We start from the raw sequence: 18,700 nt of genomic DNA, 5'->3' as shown, positions 1-18,700 counted from the left end.
TCAGTTTCAGTGCCTTGCTAGACCATTTCCTCGCCGCCTTTACCGCCGAGCACGATTTCTCCGGCTTCGGCCATGCGGCGAGCGATAGTGAGAATTTCCTTCTGGGCGCCTTCGACTTCGCTGATGCGGACCGGCCCTTTGGCTTCCAGATCGTCACGCAGCAATTCACCGGCGCGCTTGGACATGTTCTTGAAGACCTTCTCCTTGATCGCTTCATCGGCGCCCTTGAGCGCCAGTACCAGCACATCGGAGGATACTTCGCGCAGCAGCACTTGAATGCCCCGGTCGTCGACATCGGCAAGATTGTCGAACACGAACATCAGGTCCTCGATCTGCGACGACAGATCCTCGTCGACATCCCGGATGGCATCCATCAGCTGGCCTTCAACGGAGCTGTCGAGGTAGTTCATGATGTCCGCGGCGCGCTTGACGCCGCCCAGCGTTGCCCGCGTGGTATTGGCGTTGCCGGAGAACTGTTTTTCGAGGATCAGGTTCAGCTCTTTCAGCGCGGCGGGCTGCACCGTGTTGAGCGACGATACGCGCAGGACGATGTCCAGCCGCACCTTGTGGTCAAAGTGAGAGAGCACCTCGCCAGCCTGATCCGGGTCCAGATAGGCCACCACAATCGCCTGGATCTGCGGGTGTTCGTAGCGAATCACATCGGCAACGGCACGTGGCTCCATCCACTTCAGGCTGTCCAGGCCGCTTGTGTTGCCACCGAGCAGGATGCGGTCGATCAGGCCACCAGCCTTGTCCTCACCGAGGGCTTGCGTGAGCATCTTGCGGATATAGCCGTCCGAACCCACTCCAAGGCTGGTCTGGTCGCCGACGATCTCGACAAACTCACCCATCACCTGTTCGATCTGGTTCTTCTGCACGTTGCGCAACTGCGCCATTGCCGTGCCGACTTTCTGTACTTCCTTCGGGCCGAGATGACGCAGCACCTGCGCCGCGTCGGCCTCGCCCAGCGAAAGCAGCAAGACCGCCGCCTTGTCGATCTTGTTCAGCTTGACCGGAACTCGAGCATCACTCATCTGCGTTGATCCACTCTTTGACGACCTGAGCCACCCGGCCCGGATCTTCTGCTACCAGATTCTTGATGGCATTCAATTGCGCATCGTATCCCTCGGTCGGGCTTGGCAGCATGATGCTCTGCGGCCCGCTCAAACTGACTCGATCATTGGACAGCGCCCCGTCGATGCCTTCCATGTCACCGAGCTCGGCATCACCGCCCACTGTTTGCAGTTCCTTGCTCTTGCCGGCGTTGGTCAGGTTGTTCAGCACGGGCCGCAGCACGCCGAACACCAGTACCAGGATGAACAGGACACCGAGCACCTGCTTGACGATGTCCCAGAACCACGGCTGCGAGTAGAACGGACTTTCAATAAAGGCCTCGTCGAGCGAGTCAGCGGCGAACGGCGCATTGATCACACTGACGCTGTCACCACGGCTTGCATCAAAACCGACCGCGTCCTGTACCAGCCGGGTGAAGCGCGCCAGTTCTTCGGCGGTACGCGGTACCCGAGTGGTGGTGCCGTCAGCGGCAATGGTCATCTGGTCATCGAGCACCACGGCAACCGACAGCCGACGCAGGCGTCCCTGTTGCTGCTTGGTGTAGCTGATCGACCGATCCAACTCATAGTTGCGGGTCGCCTGCTCACGCTTGTCTGCCGGATACGGCGCCAACATCGGTTGACCGGTCGCGGGGTCCATGACTTGCTGACCATTGGCGTCCAGCAACGGCTGGCCCGGAGCGATAGCACCCGCCGCGCCTGCCTGCCCGGCAACAGCATTCTCGGGCGCAGCAGCGGGTCCCGGTGGCTGATTGCTAAGGGCCCCAGGCACACCTTGCGGGCCGAGGCTGCTCTGACGCTGCTCGCTGACGCTCTGCTCGCTGCGCAGTGCGGGCTGATCGGGGTTGAAGGTCTCGGACGTGGATTCGACTGCACTGAAATCCACATCGGCAGACACTTCAGCCTTGTAGCGACCGCTGCCCAGCACCGGCTGCAGGATGTTGTGCACGCGCTGGGTGTAAAGGCTCTCCATACGACGGCTGTAGTCGAACTGCTTGCCGGCCATGCTCAGCTCGGTCAACTCCTGCTGATCGGATAGCAGGTTGCCCTTCTGGTCGACTACGGTGATCTGTGACTTGGTCAGCTCAGGCACGCTGGTCGCGACCAGATTGATGATCGCCATCACCTGGCTTGGCTCAAGATTGCGGCCCGGATAGAGTTCGACCAGTACCGATGCGCTTGGCTTGCGCTCGTCGCGGACGAATACCGAGCTCTTCGGAATGGCCAAGTGGACGCGCGCGCCCTTGACGTTATTCAGACTGGAAATGGTGCGACCGAGCTCGCCTTCAAGACCACGGCGATAGCGGGTCGCTTCCATGAACTGGCTGGTGCCGAGGCCTTGCTCTTTGTCGAGAATTTCAAAACCGATATTGCTGTCGGTCGGAGCGATACCGGCACTTGCCAGCTTCAACCGCGCACGCGCAAGGTCGTCGGCCTTGACCAGCAGGGCGCCGGAGTTGGGCTCAACCGTGTACGAAATGTCGGCGGCTGCCAAGGTTTCCATCACCTGGTTGGCATCCATTCCGGCAAGGCTGCCCAGCAATGGCCGGTAGTCCGGCTGCTGTGACCAAAGCACCACGGCAAAACCAATAGCAACGCTCGCCGCCAAACCGACCAGCAGGCCGATCTGCCGCAGCATCGACATTTCAGACAGGTTTTCCAGAAAGGAAAGACCCAGCAAAGGCTTCTTCGGAGCATCCGAACCAACCGGCACCGGGGCATTGCTAAGCGCGTCAGCCATAGTTCAAATCCTGCCTTAGACCGGCATCTGCATGATGTCTTGATACGCCTGGACCAGCTTGTTGCGCACCTGAGTCATGGCCTGAAAGGAAACGCTGGCTTTCTGTGACGCGATCATGACTTCGGTCAGATCAATGCCACCCTGGCCCATCTCGAAAGCAGTAGCTAATTGATTGGAAGCCTGCTGGGTTTCGTTCACTTTATTGACGGCTTGGCCGAGCATGTCGGAAAAGCTCGGCGCGCCCACTTCTGGGGCCGCAGTCACGGGCTTGGAGCGTGCCATTGCATCGGTCTGCATGGCCCGCATTTCCAGCATCAAGCGATTGAATTCAATACCCTGACTCATCATTCCTCCAACAGCTGCGGTTTTTTTGACGCCTCGCAGCAGGCACAGGAGTAATAGCAACATCGGTGCCATTGTCCGCACGACCATTCCTATCCGCCGCCGCGCGGGAGACGAACGGCGCCAAGCAAGGTCAGGGCACTGTTACGCTGATCACGCTGCTGGCTGTACCGCGACGCGAAGCGCGCAACCCCCTAGCCTGTCGTGTATCGCTGGCGCGATGCGTTGAAGTAGGCCAAACCCTGGTCTGTCAGCGATTTCGCCCCGGCGTATCCATTCCTGAATCCGGACCCAAAGCTGACGATGACCGCCACCGCCGCCCCGCCTCACCACCTAATCAAGGACAGCTCGGCCTCTACCGTCGTGGCCGGCTTCATTGCCATGCTCACCGGCTATACCAGCTCGCTGGTGCTGATGTTTCAGGCCGGGCAAGCCGCTGGGCTCAGCGGCGGACAAATCTCTTCCTGGATATGGGCACTGTCGATTGGCATGGCGATCTGCAGCATTGGACTGTCATTGCGCTACCGGACGCCAGTGGTCATCGCTTGGTCGACGCCCGGTGCAGCATTGTTGATTAGTAGCCTCCCTGGCGTGCCGTACGGCGAAGCGATCGGTGCCTTCATCTTCGCCTCAGCGTTGATCGCGCTCTGCGGGCTTACCGGCAGCTTCGAGCGGCTGATGCGCAAGGTGCCTGCTTCGCTGGCGGCGGCCTTGTTAGCGGGGGTGTTGTTCAACATCGGCAGCGAGATTTTTCGCGCCGTGGAAGTTCAGCCAGTGCTGGTGCTGGGCATGTTCTTCAGTTACCTGCTCGCCAAGCGCTTTCAGCCTCGCTATGCGGTGCTCTCGGCGCTGTTAATTGGCTGCGGCCTGTCGGCAATGATGGGTCTGCTGAACTTCAGTGAGCTGAGCCTGAAAGTCGCGGCGCCGGTCTGGACTACACCGGATCTATCGCTTGCCGCCATCTTCAGCATTGGCATTCCGCTATTCGTGATTGCCATGGCCTCGCAAAACATGCCGGGGCTGGCCGTGCTTCGCGCTGAGGGCTATCAGGTGCCGGCATCGCCACTGATCTCGGTGACCGGCATCGCCTCGGTGCTGCTGGCACCCTTTGGCTCTCATGGCATCCATCTGGCCGCGATCACCATGGCCATCTGCAGTGGCCCGGAAGCACATCCGGACCCGGCAAGGCGCTATACCGCAGCCGTCTGGTGCGGCGTCTTCTATGGCATCGCCGGAGTTTTCGGCGCCACCCTGGCCGCCCTCTTCGCATCCTTCCCGGCTGCCCTGGTGTTATCCATCGCAGCGCTAGCACTGCTCGGCTCGATCGGCAGCGGCCTGACCCAGGCCATGCAAACACCGCGTGAGCGCGAAGCGGCGCTGATTACCTTCATGGTGACGGCGTCGGGCCTGACCCTATTCGGCATCGGCTCTGCGCTGTGGGGGTTGGTAGCGGGTGTGCTGACGCTGTTGATCGTCAGCGCACCCAAGGGATCGGCCTAAATCGCCCCAGCGAATCAGATCGCCGTGGCACCGCCATCGACCGCCAGCGCGTGGCCGGTGGTAAAGGCCGCACCATCGCTGCAGAGATAGAGCACTGCAGCGGCAATTTCTTCAACCTTGCCTACACGACCTACCGGATGCATGGCAGCGGCGAACTCTGCCTTGCGTGGATCCGCCTCATAAGCACGACGAAACATGTCGGTATCGATCACAGCCGGGCAGACGGCGTTGACCCTGATTTTCTTCTTGGCGTACTCGATGGCTGCCGACTTGGTCAGGCCAATGACCGCATGCTTGGACGCCGAATAGATGCTCATCTTCGGTGCTGCCCCCAGGCCTGCCACCGACGCCGTATTGACGATGGCGCCGCCGCCCTGTGCGAGCATTAGCGGTAGCTGGTGCTTCATGCACAGCCAGACGCCTTTGACGTTGACCCCCATGATGGCGTCGAACTCAGCTTCACTGCCTTCAGCCAGGCGGCCCTGTTCGATTTCGATTCCGGCATTGTTGAAGGCGTAGTCGATGCGCCCATAGGTCGCCACAGCCTGCTCGACCATCGCCTTGACCTCCGCGTCGCGGGTAACGTCACAGCGCACGAATACAGCCTCGCCGCCAGCCTCACGAATGGCTTCGGCGCAAGCCGCCCCGCCTTGCTCATCCACATCAGCCACGACTACCTTCAGCCCCTGCTCGGCGAACGCCAATGCTGTCGCGCGGCCAATGCCTGCCGCACCGCCGGTAACCAATGCAACCTGACCGGAAAAAGACATGCTCATGCTAGATACCCTGATCGAATTAATGAAGGCGCCGAGTCCGAATGTGACTACAAGCCAAACCCTGGTCATGGTTATACCGCCATCCTTCCCTTCGATTAAGCAGGGGATGGCGATATCACTCACGCGGATGCCAATGCATTCCAGCGCACCCGCCTTGCTTGCAGTGCTGCGCCAGGGAGGCTAAACCAAGGGTTTGCACACAAAAGAGGTTTCCATGGACAAGACCAATCGCCAGTTCCTGCTGGCCAAGCGCCCGGTTGGCGCACCTAACCGCGAAACCTTCGAGTACGCGGAAAAACCGCTGGGCGAACTCGGCCAGAACCAGATACTGGTCAAGAACGAATACCTGTCGCTTGACCCAGCCATGCGGGGCTGGATGAACGATGCCAAGTCCTACATCCCCCCGGTCGGCATTGGCGAGGTGATGCGTGCCCTCGGCGTGGGAAAGGTCATCGCCTCCCAACATCCAGGGTTTGCCGAAGGCGATTACGTCAATGGCGCGCTGGGCGTGCAGGACTACTTTCTCGGTGAGCCGAAAGGCTTCTACAAGGTTGATCCGAACCAGGCGCCACTGCCTCGCTACCTGTCTGCACTAGGCATGACTGGCATGACCGCCTACTTCGGTCTGCTGTCTGTGGGCGAACCGAAAGCCGGCGAAACCGTGGTGATTTCCGGTGCAGCCGGAGCGGTTGGCAGCGTCGCGGGGCAGATCGCCAAAATCAAAGGCTGTCGCGTAGTTGGGATCGCCGGTGGCGCCGACAAGTGCCGCTTCCTCACCGAGGAGCTCGGATTCGACGCCGCCATCGATTACAAGAGTGAGGATGTTGCAGCAGGGCTGAAGCGCGAATGCCCGAAGGGCGTTGATGTCTATTTCGACAACGTGGGCGGCGACATCCTCGATGCAGTGCTGACGCGCATTGCCGTTGGGGCGCGCATCGTCATCTGCGGTGCTATCAGCCAGTACAACAACAAGGAGGCAGTCAAAGGCCCGGCCAACTACCTGTCGTTGCTGGTCAACCGCGGGCGTATGCAAGGCATGGTGGTGATGGATTATGTCTCACGTTATCCAGAAGCCATGAAAGACATGGCTGGCTGGATGCAGAGCGGCGAGCTGAAGAGCAAGGAAGATGTCGTCGAGGGCCTGGAGACTTTCCCAGAGACATTGATGAAGCTGTTCACCGGCGGCAACTTCGGCAAGCTGGTGCTGAAGGTCAGCTGAGCGGGGTAAAATCGCCGGTCGCCGCGATAGCGGCCGGCTAATCGATCACGCCAGTTCTGCAACGACTGCTGCCAACGCCTGAGCTGGATCGGCGGCCTGGGCGATCGGGCGGCCGATCACTAAATAATCTGAACCTGCTGTAATCGCCTGCGCAGGGGTGAGAATGCGCCGCTGATCATCCGCTGCGCTGCCGGCGGGACGAATGCCCGGCGTCACCAGCTGCAAACCGGCGAACTGCGCCTTCAAGGGCTGCGCCTCCTGAGCCGAGCAGACCAGCCCATCCAGCCCCGCCTTCTCAGCCAGCCCTGCGAGACGCAATACTTGCTGCTGCGGTGGCAGATTCAGGCCGATGTCAGCAAGGTCTGCCTGCTCCATGCTGGTCAACACCGTAACGCCGATCAGCAGCGGCTTCTGCCCGCTCAGCTTATCCAGCGCTTCCCGGCAAGCGGTCATCATCCTCAGGCCGCCGGAGCAATGCACGTTGACCATCCACACGCCCAGCTCTGCTGCCGCCTTGACGGCCATAGCCGTGGTGTTGGGGATGTCGTGGAATTTCAAGTCGAGAAACACCTCGAAGCCTTTGGCCTGCAAAGCTTCCACCACCGGTGGGCCGCAACGGGTGAACAGTTCCTTGCCGACCTTGACGCGACACAGAGCCGGGTCCAGTTGGCCGGCCAATGCCAGCGCAGCATCACGGGAGGGAAAATCGAGCGCAACGATGATCGGAGTCTGGCAGGGCATGGCACGTCCTCGGCAAAATTCGGCGCGTATTGTCGCAGAAAAACCGGTAACCGGCGGAGCTGCTCAGACGCCCGCAAGGCCACAGCCCGCGCCGGGATGGCCTAACGCTGCAGCCGGGCGTAAGGTGGTGCACATACCGATCAAGCTACTGGAGAACTCGCATGCCTTGGTATATCTGGCTTTTACTGGCTCTCGTAATCGGAACAATCATCGGCGGCTTGCTGATGTTGCGCGCAGGGGCCCGCAAGATTCCGCTGACCGACGAGCAAAAACAGCGCATCGCTCAGCGTAATGCCGAGGCAGATGCCCAAGACGCTCGGGATCGCTGAACACAGCCTTGGCGTAGCATTGCGTCCACTCGGCTTGGCACCTATGAACCGCGCGTCTATAAAGTGCTACAATCAGCGGCCGCCGATGGCCTTTAGCCATGATTCAGGCGATCATTCATCCTCTCAACAGGATGATTGAATGTCAGCATCTCGCTCCCTCACCGACAACCTCGACCCCAACGCCAAAAGCGCCTTCGCTCGTCGCACCCTGCCCGGCATCGCCTGCCTATTGGCGGCCGCGCTTCTGGCGGCTGCGGTTGCGGTTATCCAAATCGCCAGCACTATTGACAGTGATGCGCTTGTGCGGGAGCGCTTCCTGACGGGCAAGGCGTTTGAAGCGCACCAACGCGGCATGAGCCGCCACGTGGCGGATAACGCGTTCTGGGGTGATGCCTATGCCAATCTGAGCAGTCGGGTGAACCTGAACTGGGCATACGAACAAGAAAACCTGGGGCCTTCGCTGTACCAGGATTTTGGCTACGACGCCGTTTTCGTGATCGATCCGGACGGGAAAACCACCTACTCGGTCATTCGCGGTGAACTCGTTCAGGTCGATGCGCAGCAATGGCTTGAGAACGGGCTAAAAACGCTGCTGACCGCTGCCCGAATAGCCCTTGAGGATGACGAGACGTCCGCTGGCATCCTCACTGCCGAAGGCCATCCAGCCATGGCGACTGCTGCAGTGATGACCACCGGCGGCAGCGATATCGAAGAGCAACCCGGGCCTGCCTCGGTATTGGTCTTCGTTGACCTGATGGACCCCGACTGGCTGCTTGACCTCGGAGAAGCCTACGCCGTCGAAGGCCTGCGCGTAGACCGCGGCAACGAGCATATCGAGGGTGCACAGGTCAAACTTAACAGGCTCGATGGCTCGCCAGTGCGTTTTACCTGGAGCGTGTCGCAACCCGGCGAATATCTGCTGTGGATCACGTTGCCGGTGCTCGGTGCAGTCACTCTCGGGCTCAGCCTGCTGGCTTGGCTGCTGTTGTGCCAGGCACTCAAAACCGTCCGCATCATGGACGCCAGCTACAGGCGTCTGGTGATCAGCCGCACCGCATTGGCGGCCAGTGAAGAGCGTTTTCGTGACGTGGCGGAAGCTGCTTCCGACTGGATATGGGAAACGGACCAGCACGTCCATCTCACCTACCTGTCTGCCCGCTTCGAGGAAATTACCGGGCATGTGCCTGCGACCTGGATTGGCCGCCCGCTGATCGACCTGCTGGTCACTGATCACGCCGCACTGCAGGAATGGCTGAGCAGTAAACACAACGTGCCGCTGCGTTGCAGCTATCACGCCGCGGATGGATGCGTGCGGCATTGCCGCTTGTCTGCCCGGGAGATCCACGACGGCGGCCAACTGCTGGGATATCGCGGCACTGCCAGCGATGTCACCGAAGAGACCAAGGCACAGGCTCGTGTCCAATACTTGTCTCAGCATGACGCCTTGACCGGCTTGCCCAACCGTAACCGGCTGCGCGATTACCTCGAGAGCAAACTTAATTCACTAACCACCGCGTCGCGGCTGACCGTTCTCTATATCGATCTGGACCGCTTCAAGCCGGTGAATGACACCCTCGGTCATGGCGCCGGCGACGAGGTCCTTATCGGTGTCGCCAACCGTCTGAAACAGTGCATCAGAGGTGACGATCTGGTCGCCCGCCTGGGCGGCGATGAGTTCGTCATGGTGATGAGCCGCCTACAACACAACGAAGACATTGAGGCGCTATGTGCCCGCGTTGTCGGTGCCATCAGCGAGCCATTCAGCTATGAGGACAAGCAGATTCATATAGGCGCCAGCGTCGGAATTGCCTTGGCGCCTACCGATGCCAGCCAGGCCAGCGAGCTGCTGCGGTGCGCCGACATCGCCTTGTATCAGGCCAAGACCGACGGGCGTGGCACTTGGTGCTTCTATGGCGTCGAGATGGACAAGCGACTGCACGAACGGCGCAATCAGGAAGACGAGCTGCGCCAAGCAATTGCCGAAGGTCAGTTCGAAGCGTATTACCAGCCCCGTTATCTGAGCGAAGACATGCGTATCAATGGAGCTGAAGCGTTGCTGCGTTGGCACCATCCCAGCCGGGGCCTACTGCTACCCGAACAATTCATTCCGCTGGCAGAAGAGACCGGGCTGATCGTGCCACTGGGCGAATGGGTGCTGCGCGAGGCCTGCTTCGAGGCGGCAAACTGGAGTGATGACCTGGTCGTGTCTGTCAATCTATCGCCGCTGCAACTTCGCATTGGCGATCTCTACCAGGTGATAGTCAGCGGGCTCGGTGATAGTGGCTTGCCCGCAAACCGACTGGAACTGGAGATTACCGAAACCGCGTTGCTGCAGGAAAACGAGAGCACTCTGGATGTGCTCAATCGGCTGAAATCGCTCGGCCTGCGGCTGGCAATGGATGACTTCGGCACTGGCTACTCATCGCTGAGCAATCTGCGTAACTACCCGTTCGACATGATCAAGATCGACGGCAGTTTCATTGCGGGCATGTCCCTCTCAGTAGAAAACCATTCCATTGTCAAAGCGTTGATCGACCTCGGCCGTGGTTTGCGTATGCGCGTTACCGCTGAAGGTGTGGAAACGCTGGAACAGCTGAACCTACTGCTGGCTGACGGTTGTAGCGAACTGCAAGGGTTCCACATGAGCCATCCGCTGCCCGCGAAGGAGCTCAGCGCGTTGCTCAGCAAGGCCCGACCGGCCGACGAGGCGAATCAATAATCCGTCAGCACGTTCAACGCTTGAGTTCGAAATTGATCTGCGCCCCATCGATGATGGCTTCGTCCTGGGCCATGCCTGGCAAAAGCTCGCCGCTCATCTGCAGCGAGCGAGAATCCTGGCTGGATTCGAACAGCGGCGGAAGCAAACTCAGGTTCGTCGGCTCGTCCGCTGGACCGAGGCTTTCGGTCCAATCCTCCGGTAGGCTCAGGTCGAGATCCGGCTCGGGCAGTTCCACCTTCTCCAGCTTGGTCTTTGGCGCAGCGGCGGGTGCACCCTTGACCTTTGGCGGAGGGGCCGCGGGTTCGTTTGGTGATGGTTCGGGGTTCGCTACCAAAGCCGACTCGGTTTCGATCTCGATGCTCTCCGGGCGATCCCTCGCATCCAGCTTGGGCTCGGCTATTACCGGCGCAGCAGTATCAGGCGTCGAAACAGTGACCTTGGGCGGTGCAGGAGGCGCAGGCTGATCCGGAACCTTGTCGCAGGCGCCAAGGAGCGATAGCCCCACCAACATCAGCCATCTCATCTCCCGCCCTCCTCATATCAATTAGCTCGATTGTCGGCAAAGCTCTCCAGCAAGCTCACCCAAGGTCTCCAATGCTCGCTCCGCCTCGGCCGTCCAGGGCAGCGCGCAGTTGAGCCGCACACAGTGATTGAACTGCTCAGTGTTGCTGAAAATCAGACCCGGCGCGATGCTGATCCCACGCTTCAACGCCTGGACATGCAGATCCTTCGTATTCACCCGAGCCGGTAAGCTGACCCAGAGGATGAAACCGCCCGTAGGCCGAGTCATCTGAGTGCCTTCCGGGAAGTAACGTTGCACGGCCAATTGGAAAGCGCTGAGATTCTTCCGGTACTCGTGGCGGATGTAGCGCAAATGGCGGTCATAACCCCCATTTTCCAAATACGCGGCAACGCCCATTTGCGTAACACTGCAGGCCGAATGCGTGCTGAAGGTCTGCAAACGCTTTATCTCTTCACGGTAGCGGCCAGGAATAATCCAGCCAATACGCACACCGGGTGAAATGGTCTTGGAGAAGCTTGAGCAATAAATCACCCGCCCCTCGGTATCATTGGATTTGAGCGCCCGGATCGATCCTACGTCGAACAGCAACTCGCCGTAGATATCGTCTTCGACAATCTGAATGTCGAAATTCGCTGCCAGCTTCAGCAACTGCTTCTGCCGTACGTCGGGAACACTGCCACCGAGCGGATTGCTTAAACGCGCCGTCAGTACCAGCGCCTTGATCGGCCACTGGCTGGCCGCCAGCTGCAACGCTTCAAGGCTAAGCCCGGTATCCGGATCACAAGGGATCTCGATCACCTTGAGCCCGAGCAAATCGGCCAATTGCAGCAAACCGTAGTAACTGGGCGACTCCGCTGCGATCAAATCGCCGGGTTTGGTCAGCACGCGCAAGGACATCTGCAGCGCATCGACGCAGCCGTGCGTAATCACCACGTCATCAGGGCCGACGACCACGCCCGCGTCGCGCATGCGAATCGCTACCTGCCGGCGCAGCGGCTCGTAGCCGGGGCTGAACATGTAGCTGAACGCCTGCTGACTCTGGAAACGAGTGACTTTGGCGAGCTGTTGATGTAACGCACGAGCCGGTAGATAGTCCACGTGCGGTACGGCGGCACCCAGCGGTATAAGCCCGTCACGGCGCGATTCACTGAGCACCTGATTGATGATGCTGCTGCGGGTGACCAACGTCGGCCGTTCGACCTGAGCGATATCCGGTGTAGGCGCGGTCAGTGCGGGAGTGTGATGAACGTAGAAACCGGATTGCGGACGGGCGCGGATCATGCCCTGGTCTTCCAGATTGGCATAGGCCTGCAGGACCGTCGCGTGGCTGACGTTCAGCTGCATGCTCATTTTGCGCACCGAGGGCACCCGCTCGCCCGGGCGATAGACGCCTCGCCGGATATCGTCGGCGAGCTGGTGTGCAATACGCTGATAAAGCAACAGATTGGTCATTTCGTCCGTCTCCGCCAACTGGACCATAACAGTAGTACAACACCGTTATGCACGACCAATACAGTTATCCGCTAACTCGCCGACACAGTCAGTTACCTTTCTAACCATCTGAGTTCAACGGGGGCTGCTCAGACGTCCTTGCTCGTCAGAAAATAAAATCTCGACCCGCCGATTCTGTGCACGCCCGCGCGCCGACGCGTTCTCGGCGACGCGATATTGCTCGCCATAGCCGACCACCTCGATACGCCCCGCATCGATCCCGAGGCTCTGCATGAAGTCGCCGACCGTTTGCGCACGCGCCTTGGACAAGGCGAGGTTTTCGGCCGCATCCCCTCGATTGTCCGTATAGCCCTCGATCCGGACCCGCCGCTTGGGATTGAGCTGCAGGAAATGGACGACCTTGAGCAGCGTGCGGTTGGCGGATGCGCCTAGTTCGGCACTGGCTGCCCTGAACAGCACGTCACCCAGGGTCATGACCAGACCGCGATCGGTCTCGGCAGCCGCCAGGCTGGCCATCTGATCCTCCAGCCAGCGCCCCTGATGTTGCATGTCGAGCATCCTGGCTTCCTGTACAGCCTGACGTAGACGCTCTAGCTCCATGCTCAGCTGGGTCGCGCGCCTTTGATTCTGTAACTGTTCGCTGTGCTGGCGGGCAATCTCGCTATAACGTTTGCTGAGGTAGGCATAATGAATGACATCCTCTGCGCTGCCCCAGTAGCCAGCGAAGCGCTTTGCGCGCTCCAGTGACTCGCCCGCTCGCATCACGTCCTTGGGCGCATCCTGAAGGATCTGCGGCACTTCACTGATGCTCTGAAAAGTCATGGCTGCGTCTTCCAGCTGCTGCTGCGACTCGAGCGTCGCGCAACCTGGAAGTGCGCCAAGCGCAACCAGCAGCGCGGGTATTAGATAGACCGGCTTCACTGCAACGCTCCCAGCTGTTCTCGCAAGCGCGCGATGCGGCGGTGCAACTCCGCCAGCTCCTGCTGACTTTTATCATTAAGCACGCGGGCCTCGGCAAGTCGCGCGTCAAGTTCGGCTTGCTCGGCTTGCAGGCGTGCCTCTCGATAATGCTCGCCCTTCATCGCTGCCTCCGCAGCCGCCAGTTTCTGCTCAGCCAGTGTCAGTTCCGAAGCGCCCAACGAGCGAGCCTGGTTCAACGCCTGCTCGGTAAGTCGCAGCTGTTCAATGGGAGCGGGATCGCTGGCACAACCAACCATTGCGAACAGCACGAGCGTGCCGCAAAAATGTTTTATCAAGTGACGATCCTACCGTTGTGAATTGCGTGTCGACGCTGACTGCTGCTTCCAGCGCTCGATGTTGTCCACCAGCAGTTGCTGCGGCACTCCAGCGGCTCGCAATTCTGTCATTTTTATCGCCAGCTGTCCGCGCAGCCATGGCCCGTTGCAGGCCGAGTCGTGAGCGACCGCAAAATGCAAACCGCGGATGAAAACCGGTGGGTCCAACCGCTGTATATCGGCTAGCAATCCCTGTCGGGCTGCATATGCAATCAGGCTGTAGCGCTCATGCAGCACATAATCAGCTTTGCCCGCCAACAGTGCGCTTAGCGCCTTGGCCAGGCTCGACACCGAGCGCAGATTAAGGTTGTCTTTGGCATAGCTGTCGAATGCACTGCCAAAGCCAGCCGTCGTGACATAAATGCCCGAGCGACCTGCCAGATCCTCCCGATTGGAGTAGAGGAACCCCGGCTCCTGACGTACCCAGGCAGACATCTGCAAGTTAGTGATCGATGGATGGATAAAGTCCAAATAGGCCAGCTCACTGGGAGACAGTACCGCATCGGCCAGTACGTCCACTCGGCCGCTGCGCACTTGCTCAAGCGCCTTCGGCGCGTCACCTGTGTAGAGCACGTCAAGTTTCAAATCGAGCGAGTCGGTGATCCTTTTCAGCAGATCGGCATTCGCACCCACCAGACGTTTGGGGTTTTGCGGATCACGCCAGAGAAAAGGCGGGTTGTCCGCACCGCCGGTCGCGATCAGCCGGTCACACTTTGCAGCCGCCGCGTGCGTCGCGAGAGGTGTTGCCAACAACAAGGCGAGCAAGGCGGACTTCAGCGGAACGGCACAGCGCATGGAAAACCTCATTGTTCGAAATCGGACAGGCGCCTCTCGCGCCTGCAGGAATCTTACCATTGGGCAACGCAGCCAAGCGCCCATAAAAAAACCCGCTGCGAGAGCGGGTTTTTCAACCTAGTCGGTCACACCAGCTCTTCAAGCTCTGGCAGGATCTCGAATAGATCGCCAACCAGGCCATAGTCGGCAACCTGGAAGATAGGCGCCTCCTCGTCCTTGTTGATCGCGACGATTACCTTGGAGTCCTTCATGCCCGCGAGGTGCTGGATCGCTCCGGAGATACCGACTGCGATGTACAGCTGCGGCGCAACGATCTTGCCCGTCTGACCGACCTGCATGTCGTTCGGCACGAAACCGGCATCGACCGCGGCACGCGAGGCACCAACGGCGGCGCCGAGTTTGTCGGCCAGCGAGTAGAGGTGCTTGAAGTTGTCACCGTTCTGCATGCCGCGACCACCGGAGACAACGATCTTCGCAGCCGTCAGCTCAGGACGATCAGACTTGGCCAGTTCCTCGCCAACGAACGAGGAAACGCCCGCATCGCCAGTACCGGAAACCTGCTCGACAGCTGCCGAACCCCCTTCGGCATTGACCGGATCAAAACCAGTGGCACGCACGGTAATAACCTTGATCGCTGCGCTGGATTGCACGGTGGCAATGGCGTTACCGGCATAGATCGGACGCTTGAAGGTGTCCGGGCTTTCAACAGCGATGATTTCAGAGATCTGATCAACGTCCAGCTTGGCGGCGACGCGTGGCAGGAAGTTCTTGCCGTTGGTAGTGGCAGCAGCCAGTACGTGGCTGTAATCCTTCGCCAGATCGGCAATCAGCGGCGCAACGTTTTCCGGCAGCTGATTGGCGTAGGCAGCATCGTCGGCGACAAGTACCTTGGAAACGCCTTCGATCTTGGCTGCAGCTTCACCGATCGCAGCGCAACCGGCACCGGCAACCAGCACATGAATGTCGCCGCCGATCGCCTTGGCCGCGGCCACGGTGTTCAGAGTGGCAGCAGCCAGAACGGCGTTGTTGTGTTCAGCGATAACCAGGATAGTCATTTAGATTACCTTCGCCTCGTTCTTCAGTTTCTCGACCAGTTCAGCCACGGACTTGACCTTGATACCTGCGCTGCGTGCGGCCGGCGCTTCGACTTTCAGGGTCTTCACGGTGGAAGTGGTGGTTACGCCGAGCGCGTCCGGCGTCAGCACTTCCAGCGGCTTCTTCTTGGCCTTCATGATGTTAGGCAGCGACGCGTAGCGCGGCTCGTTCAGGCGCAAATCCGTGGTCACGATTGCTGGCAGATTCAACGCAACGGTTTGCGCGCCGCCGTCGATTTCGCGCTCAACGTTCACCTTGTCGCCCGCCACTTCGACTTTCGAGGCGAAAGTGCCCTGGGCGAACCCAGTCAGCGCACCGAGCATCTGGCCAGTCTGGTTGTTGTCACTGTCGATGGCCTGTTTGCCAAGGATCACCAGCTGCGGCTGCTCTTTGTCGACAACAGCCTTCAGAAGTTTGGCAACGGCCAAGGAATTGAGCTCTTCGCTGGACTCGACCAGCACGGCGCGATCGGCACCCAGTGCCAGCGCGGTGCGCAGCTGCTCCTGGGCAGCGGTCGGACCGATGGAAACCACGACGATTTCGCTCGCCACGCCTTTCTCTTTCAGGCGTACGGCTTCTTCAACAGCGATTTCGCAGAAGGGGTTCATCGACATTTTGACGTTGGCGAGGTCGACGCCGGAGTTGTCCGCCTTGACGCGAACCTTGACGTTGTAATCGACCACTCGTTTGACAGCTACAAGAATCTTCATGGATTCCTCGTTACTCTCCGGTGAATAGAATTTCGCCGAGGCGAACCGAGCCATGCTCAAGGACCGGGCCGCCATTAGCCTTCGGACCTGTTCGGCGAGCACAAAACTGCCCGTATCTTGACTGCAGGCAACAGCTGGGGTCAACAACGCAAATGACCCGTTATAAGCCGCTGTTTCCGGATTCTATCAGGCTTGAGAGAAATTCAAACAAACGTTTGTATTGGACCCTTTCGGGCGTCTATATATAATGCGGCAGCTCGGCTTGGTCAGGGATACGATCCAGCCCTCCACTATCTATAAAACAATCAAGCCTTGAGTAGGAGATAGCCAATGGAACGCGAATACATGGAATTCGACGTAGTCATCGTCGGCGCCGGCCCCGCGGGCCTGTCCGCTGCCTGCCGACTGAAGCAGCGAGCCGCCGATGCCGGAAAGGAAATCAGCGTCTGCGTCGTTGAGAAGGGTTCCGAAGTTGGCGCCCACATCCTATCCGGTGCCGTGTTCGAGCCGCGCGCCCTGAATGAGCTCTTTCCCAACTGGAAAGAACTGGAGGCGCCGCTCAACACGCCAGTCAAGCGTGACGACATCTACCTGCTCAAGACTGCCGAAGCCGCTCGCAAGCTGCCCAATGCGCTGGTCCCCAAAACCATGCACAACGAAGGCAATTACATCATTTCGCTGGGTAACTTTTGTCGCTGGCTAGCCCAGCAGGCTGAAAACCTCGGCGTCGAGATCTATCCCGGCTTCGCAGCCCAGGAAGCGCTGATCGACGAGCAGGGTGTGGTTCGCGGCATCCTTACCGGCGACCTCGGCGTGGACCGTGAAGGCAATCCGAAGGAAGGCATGTACACCCCCGGCATGGAACTGCGTGCCAAGTACACCCTGTTCGCCGAAGGCTGCCGTGGCCATATCGGCAAGCAGCTGATCAACCGCTTCCAGCTCAACGCCAATGTCGATCCGCAGCACTACGGGATAGGCATCAAGGAGCTCTGGGACATCGACCCAGCCAAGCACGAGCAGGGTCTGGTCGTGCACACTGCAGGCTGGCCGCTGAACGACGATAACACCGGCGGCTCGTTCCTCTATCACCTGGAAAACAACCAGGTCGTGGTCGGGCTGATCGTCGATCTCTCCTACAGCAACCCGTACCTCTCCCCGTTCGATGAGTTCCAGCGCTACAAGCATCATCCGGTGATCAAGCAGTACCTGGAGGGCGGCAAGCGCGTTTCCTACGGCGCGCGGGCGATCGCCAAAGGCGGCATCAATTCGCTGCCGAAGATGGTGTTCAATGGCGGCGCATTGATCGGCTGCGATGCCGGCACCCTGAACTTCGCCAAGATCAAGGGCAGCCATACCGCCATGAAGTCCGGCATGCTGGCGGCAGAAGCGGTAGCGGACGCCTTATTCGCCGGCCGTGAAGGTGGCGACGAGCTGACCGGCTATGAAGAGGGTTTCAAAGCCAGCTGGCTTTATCAGGAGCTATACGCCAGCCGCAATTTTGGCGCAGCGATTCACAAGTGGGGCGCCGTCAAGGGCGGTGCGTTCAACTTCATCGACCAGAACATTTTCAGCGGTAAGATTCCGTTCACGCTACACGACACCAAGCCGGACTACGCGTGCCTGAAGACTGCCGCAGAGTCGAAGAAGATCGACTACCCCAAACCGGACGGCAAGCTCAGCTTCGACAAGCTGAGTTCGGTATTCCTCTCCAACACCAACCATGAAGAGGAGCAGCCGGTTCACCTCAAACTGATCGATCCGAGCATTCCGATCGAAAAGAACCTGCCGATGTACGACGAACCTGCCCAGCGTTACTGCCCGGCCGGCGTCTACGAGGTGGTGGACAGCGATGACGGTGGCAAACGCTTCCAGATCAACGCGCAGAACTGCGTGCACTGCAAGACCTGTGACATCAAGGACCCGGCGCAGAACATCGTCTGGGTCGCGCCGGAAGGCACCGGGGGACCGAACTACCCCAACATGTGACAAGGCTGCCCTGCAGCTTAGCGAACCCCGCCTCGGCGGGGTTTTGCTTTTTAAGATCCACTACCTCGGCGACTGCGATAAACATCTGTGCCACCGAGAAGGTCACCAGAGCGCAGCCACCTAGCAAAAAGCCCTGAAAACGAAAAGCCCCGGCCTGGGCCTAATGCTGTTCACTTAAGCGGAGCAGCCTTACGATCCACCGGATACCGGGTTTTGGAAATTTTCACCGTCCTTGGCCTCCCTGGCCTTGGACGGTGATCCAGAAACAGCCCTGCGACACCTCCCCGCAATTCAGCCAGCCTTCTTCCTGTTGCCGAAACCGGATTGGCCGCAGCCATGACGATCAATTGCACCGCGATGTACTGGCAGGCGGGTTTGAACCTTATATCTGAAGGCTCCCGACC

17 protein-coding genes and 1 pseudogene are annotated in these 18,700 nt (G+C 59.7%); 5 read left to right on the top strand and 13 right to left on the bottom strand.

The window, feature by feature from the left end:
* Positions 1-17: 17 nt before the first annotated feature.
* The 3 genes from fliG to fliE are packed head-to-tail and all read right to left on the bottom strand — an operon-like array spanning position 18 to position 3,159.
* Entirely contained in the window at positions 18-1,034 is a 1,017-nt protein-coding gene (gene fliG / locus ACQKEK_RS15640) for a flagellar motor switch protein FliG (protein WP_045425720.1), read from the bottom strand.
* Complete coding sequence (fliF, locus tag ACQKEK_RS15635) at positions 1,027-2,814, bottom strand: flagellar basal-body MS-ring/collar protein FliF (protein ID WP_128119088.1); 1,788 nt, start codon at positions 2,812-2,814, stop codon at positions 1,027-1,029. Before fliF ends, fliG begins: the two co-directional genes overlap by 8 nt.
* Before the next feature lie 15 nt (positions 2,815-2,829).
* Positions 2,830-3,159, bottom strand: coding sequence for a flagellar hook-basal body complex protein FliE (fliE, locus tag ACQKEK_RS15630; protein ID WP_073301514.1), 330 nt, complete (start codon positions 3,157-3,159; stop codon positions 2,830-2,832).
* Positions 3,160-3,459: 300 nt separating this feature from the next.
* Between fliE and ACQKEK_RS15625 the strand changes: the two genes are divergently transcribed.
* Complete coding sequence (locus ACQKEK_RS15625; RefSeq protein ID WP_499143699.1) at positions 3,460-4,656, top strand: benzoate/H(+) symporter BenE family transporter; 1,197 nt, start codon at positions 3,460-3,462, stop codon at positions 4,654-4,656.
* Positions 4,657-4,670: 14 nt separating this feature from the next.
* Here the strand turns inward: ACQKEK_RS15625 and ACQKEK_RS15620 are convergent, their stop codons facing one another.
* Positions 4,671-5,432: an SDR family oxidoreductase gene (locus ACQKEK_RS15620; RefSeq protein WP_046162309.1), complete on the bottom strand. Its 762-nt coding sequence runs from the start codon at positions 5,430-5,432 to the stop codon at positions 4,671-4,673.
* 214 nt (positions 5,433-5,646) lie between these two features.
* Between ACQKEK_RS15620 and ACQKEK_RS15615 the strand changes: the two genes are divergently transcribed.
* The gene (locus tag ACQKEK_RS15615; protein WP_045425700.1) at positions 5,647-6,651 is read left to right on the top strand and encodes an NADP-dependent oxidoreductase; all 1,005 of its coding nucleotides are present in this window, start codon (positions 5,647-5,649) and stop codon (positions 6,649-6,651) included.
* Positions 6,652-6,696: 45 nt separating this feature from the next.
* On the opposite strand, the gene pyrF is transcribed toward ACQKEK_RS15615, so the two are convergent.
* Positions 6,697-7,392, bottom strand: a complete 696-nt coding sequence (gene pyrF, locus ACQKEK_RS15610) for an orotidine-5'-phosphate decarboxylase (protein WP_499143698.1) — start codon at positions 7,390-7,392, stop codon at positions 6,697-6,699.
* A 161-nt stretch (positions 7,393-7,553) separates the two neighbouring features.
* Between pyrF and ACQKEK_RS15605 the strand changes: the two genes are divergently transcribed.
* Together ACQKEK_RS15605 and ACQKEK_RS15600 are read left to right on the top strand one after the other, a co-directional pair.
* Positions 7,554-7,721 carry a DUF2897 family protein gene (locus ACQKEK_RS15605; RefSeq protein WP_064503180.1) on the top strand — a complete coding sequence of 56 codons (168 nt, stop codon included), beginning with the start codon at positions 7,554-7,556 and terminating at the stop codon, positions 7,719-7,721.
* A 139-nt stretch (positions 7,722-7,860) separates the two neighbouring features.
* Entirely contained in the window at positions 7,861-10,440 is a 2,580-nt protein-coding gene (locus ACQKEK_RS15600) for a bifunctional diguanylate cyclase/phosphodiesterase (protein WP_499143697.1), read from the top strand.
* 13 nt (positions 10,441-10,453) lie between these two features.
* On the opposite strand, the gene ACQKEK_RS15595 is transcribed toward ACQKEK_RS15600, so the two are convergent.
* The 7 genes from ACQKEK_RS15595 to ACQKEK_RS15565 form a co-directional block, all read right to left on the bottom strand.
* Complete coding sequence (locus ACQKEK_RS15595) at positions 10,454-10,963, bottom strand: hypothetical protein (protein ID WP_499143696.1); 510 nt, start codon at positions 10,961-10,963, stop codon at positions 10,454-10,456.
* A gap of 21 nt (positions 10,964-10,984) precedes the next feature.
* Positions 10,985-12,415 carry an aminotransferase-like domain-containing protein gene (locus ACQKEK_RS15590; protein WP_499143695.1) on the bottom strand — a complete coding sequence of 477 codons (1,431 nt, stop codon included), beginning with the start codon at positions 12,413-12,415 and terminating at the stop codon, positions 10,985-10,987.
* A 114-nt stretch (positions 12,416-12,529) separates the two neighbouring features.
* Positions 12,530-13,336 carry an OmpA family protein gene (locus ACQKEK_RS15585; RefSeq protein ID WP_499143694.1) on the bottom strand — a complete coding sequence of 269 codons (807 nt, stop codon included), beginning with the start codon at positions 13,334-13,336 and terminating at the stop codon, positions 12,530-12,532.
* Positions 13,333-13,632: a DUF4398 domain-containing protein gene (locus ACQKEK_RS15580; protein WP_499143846.1), complete on the bottom strand. Its 300-nt coding sequence runs from the start codon at positions 13,630-13,632 to the stop codon at positions 13,333-13,335. The genes ACQKEK_RS15585 and ACQKEK_RS15580 overlap by 4 nt, the downstream gene beginning before the upstream one ends.
* Positions 13,633-13,680: 48 nt before the next feature.
* Positions 13,681-14,505: a substrate-binding periplasmic protein gene (locus tag ACQKEK_RS15575; protein ID WP_499143693.1), complete on the bottom strand. Its 825-nt coding sequence runs from the start codon at positions 14,503-14,505 to the stop codon at positions 13,681-13,683.
* A 125-nt stretch (positions 14,506-14,630) separates the two neighbouring features.
* Positions 14,631-15,560: an electron transfer flavoprotein subunit alpha/FixB family protein gene (locus ACQKEK_RS15570; RefSeq protein ID WP_241528748.1), complete on the bottom strand. Its 930-nt coding sequence runs from the start codon at positions 15,558-15,560 to the stop codon at positions 14,631-14,633.
* Entirely contained in the window at positions 15,561-16,310 is a 750-nt protein-coding gene (locus tag ACQKEK_RS15565) for an electron transfer flavoprotein subunit beta/FixA family protein (protein ID WP_499143692.1), read from the bottom strand. It lies immediately after the preceding gene.
* Between the two features lie 330 nt (positions 16,311-16,640).
* On the opposite strand from ACQKEK_RS15565, the gene ACQKEK_RS15560 reads away from it, so the two are divergent.
* Positions 16,641-18,296 (top strand): electron transfer flavoprotein-ubiquinone oxidoreductase, encoded by a 1,656-nt coding sequence (locus ACQKEK_RS15560; protein WP_046162319.1) that lies wholly within the window; start codon positions 16,641-16,643, stop codon positions 18,294-18,296.
* Between the two features lie 170 nt (positions 18,297-18,466).
* On the opposite strand, the pseudogene ACQKEK_RS15555 reads toward ACQKEK_RS15560, so the two are convergent.
* Positions 18,467-18,700, bottom strand: a pseudogene (locus ACQKEK_RS15555) (IS4 family transposase); the annotation flags it as partial.

The sequence above is a fragment of the Pseudomonas sp. NPDC077408 genome, assembly GCF_050269105.1.
Taxonomy (GTDB): Bacteria; Pseudomonadota; Gammaproteobacteria; order Pseudomonadales; family Pseudomonadaceae; genus Stutzerimonas.
The sequence above is the reverse complement of the archived record's forward strand: the minus strand, read 5'-3'. Positions and strand labels throughout refer to the sequence as shown.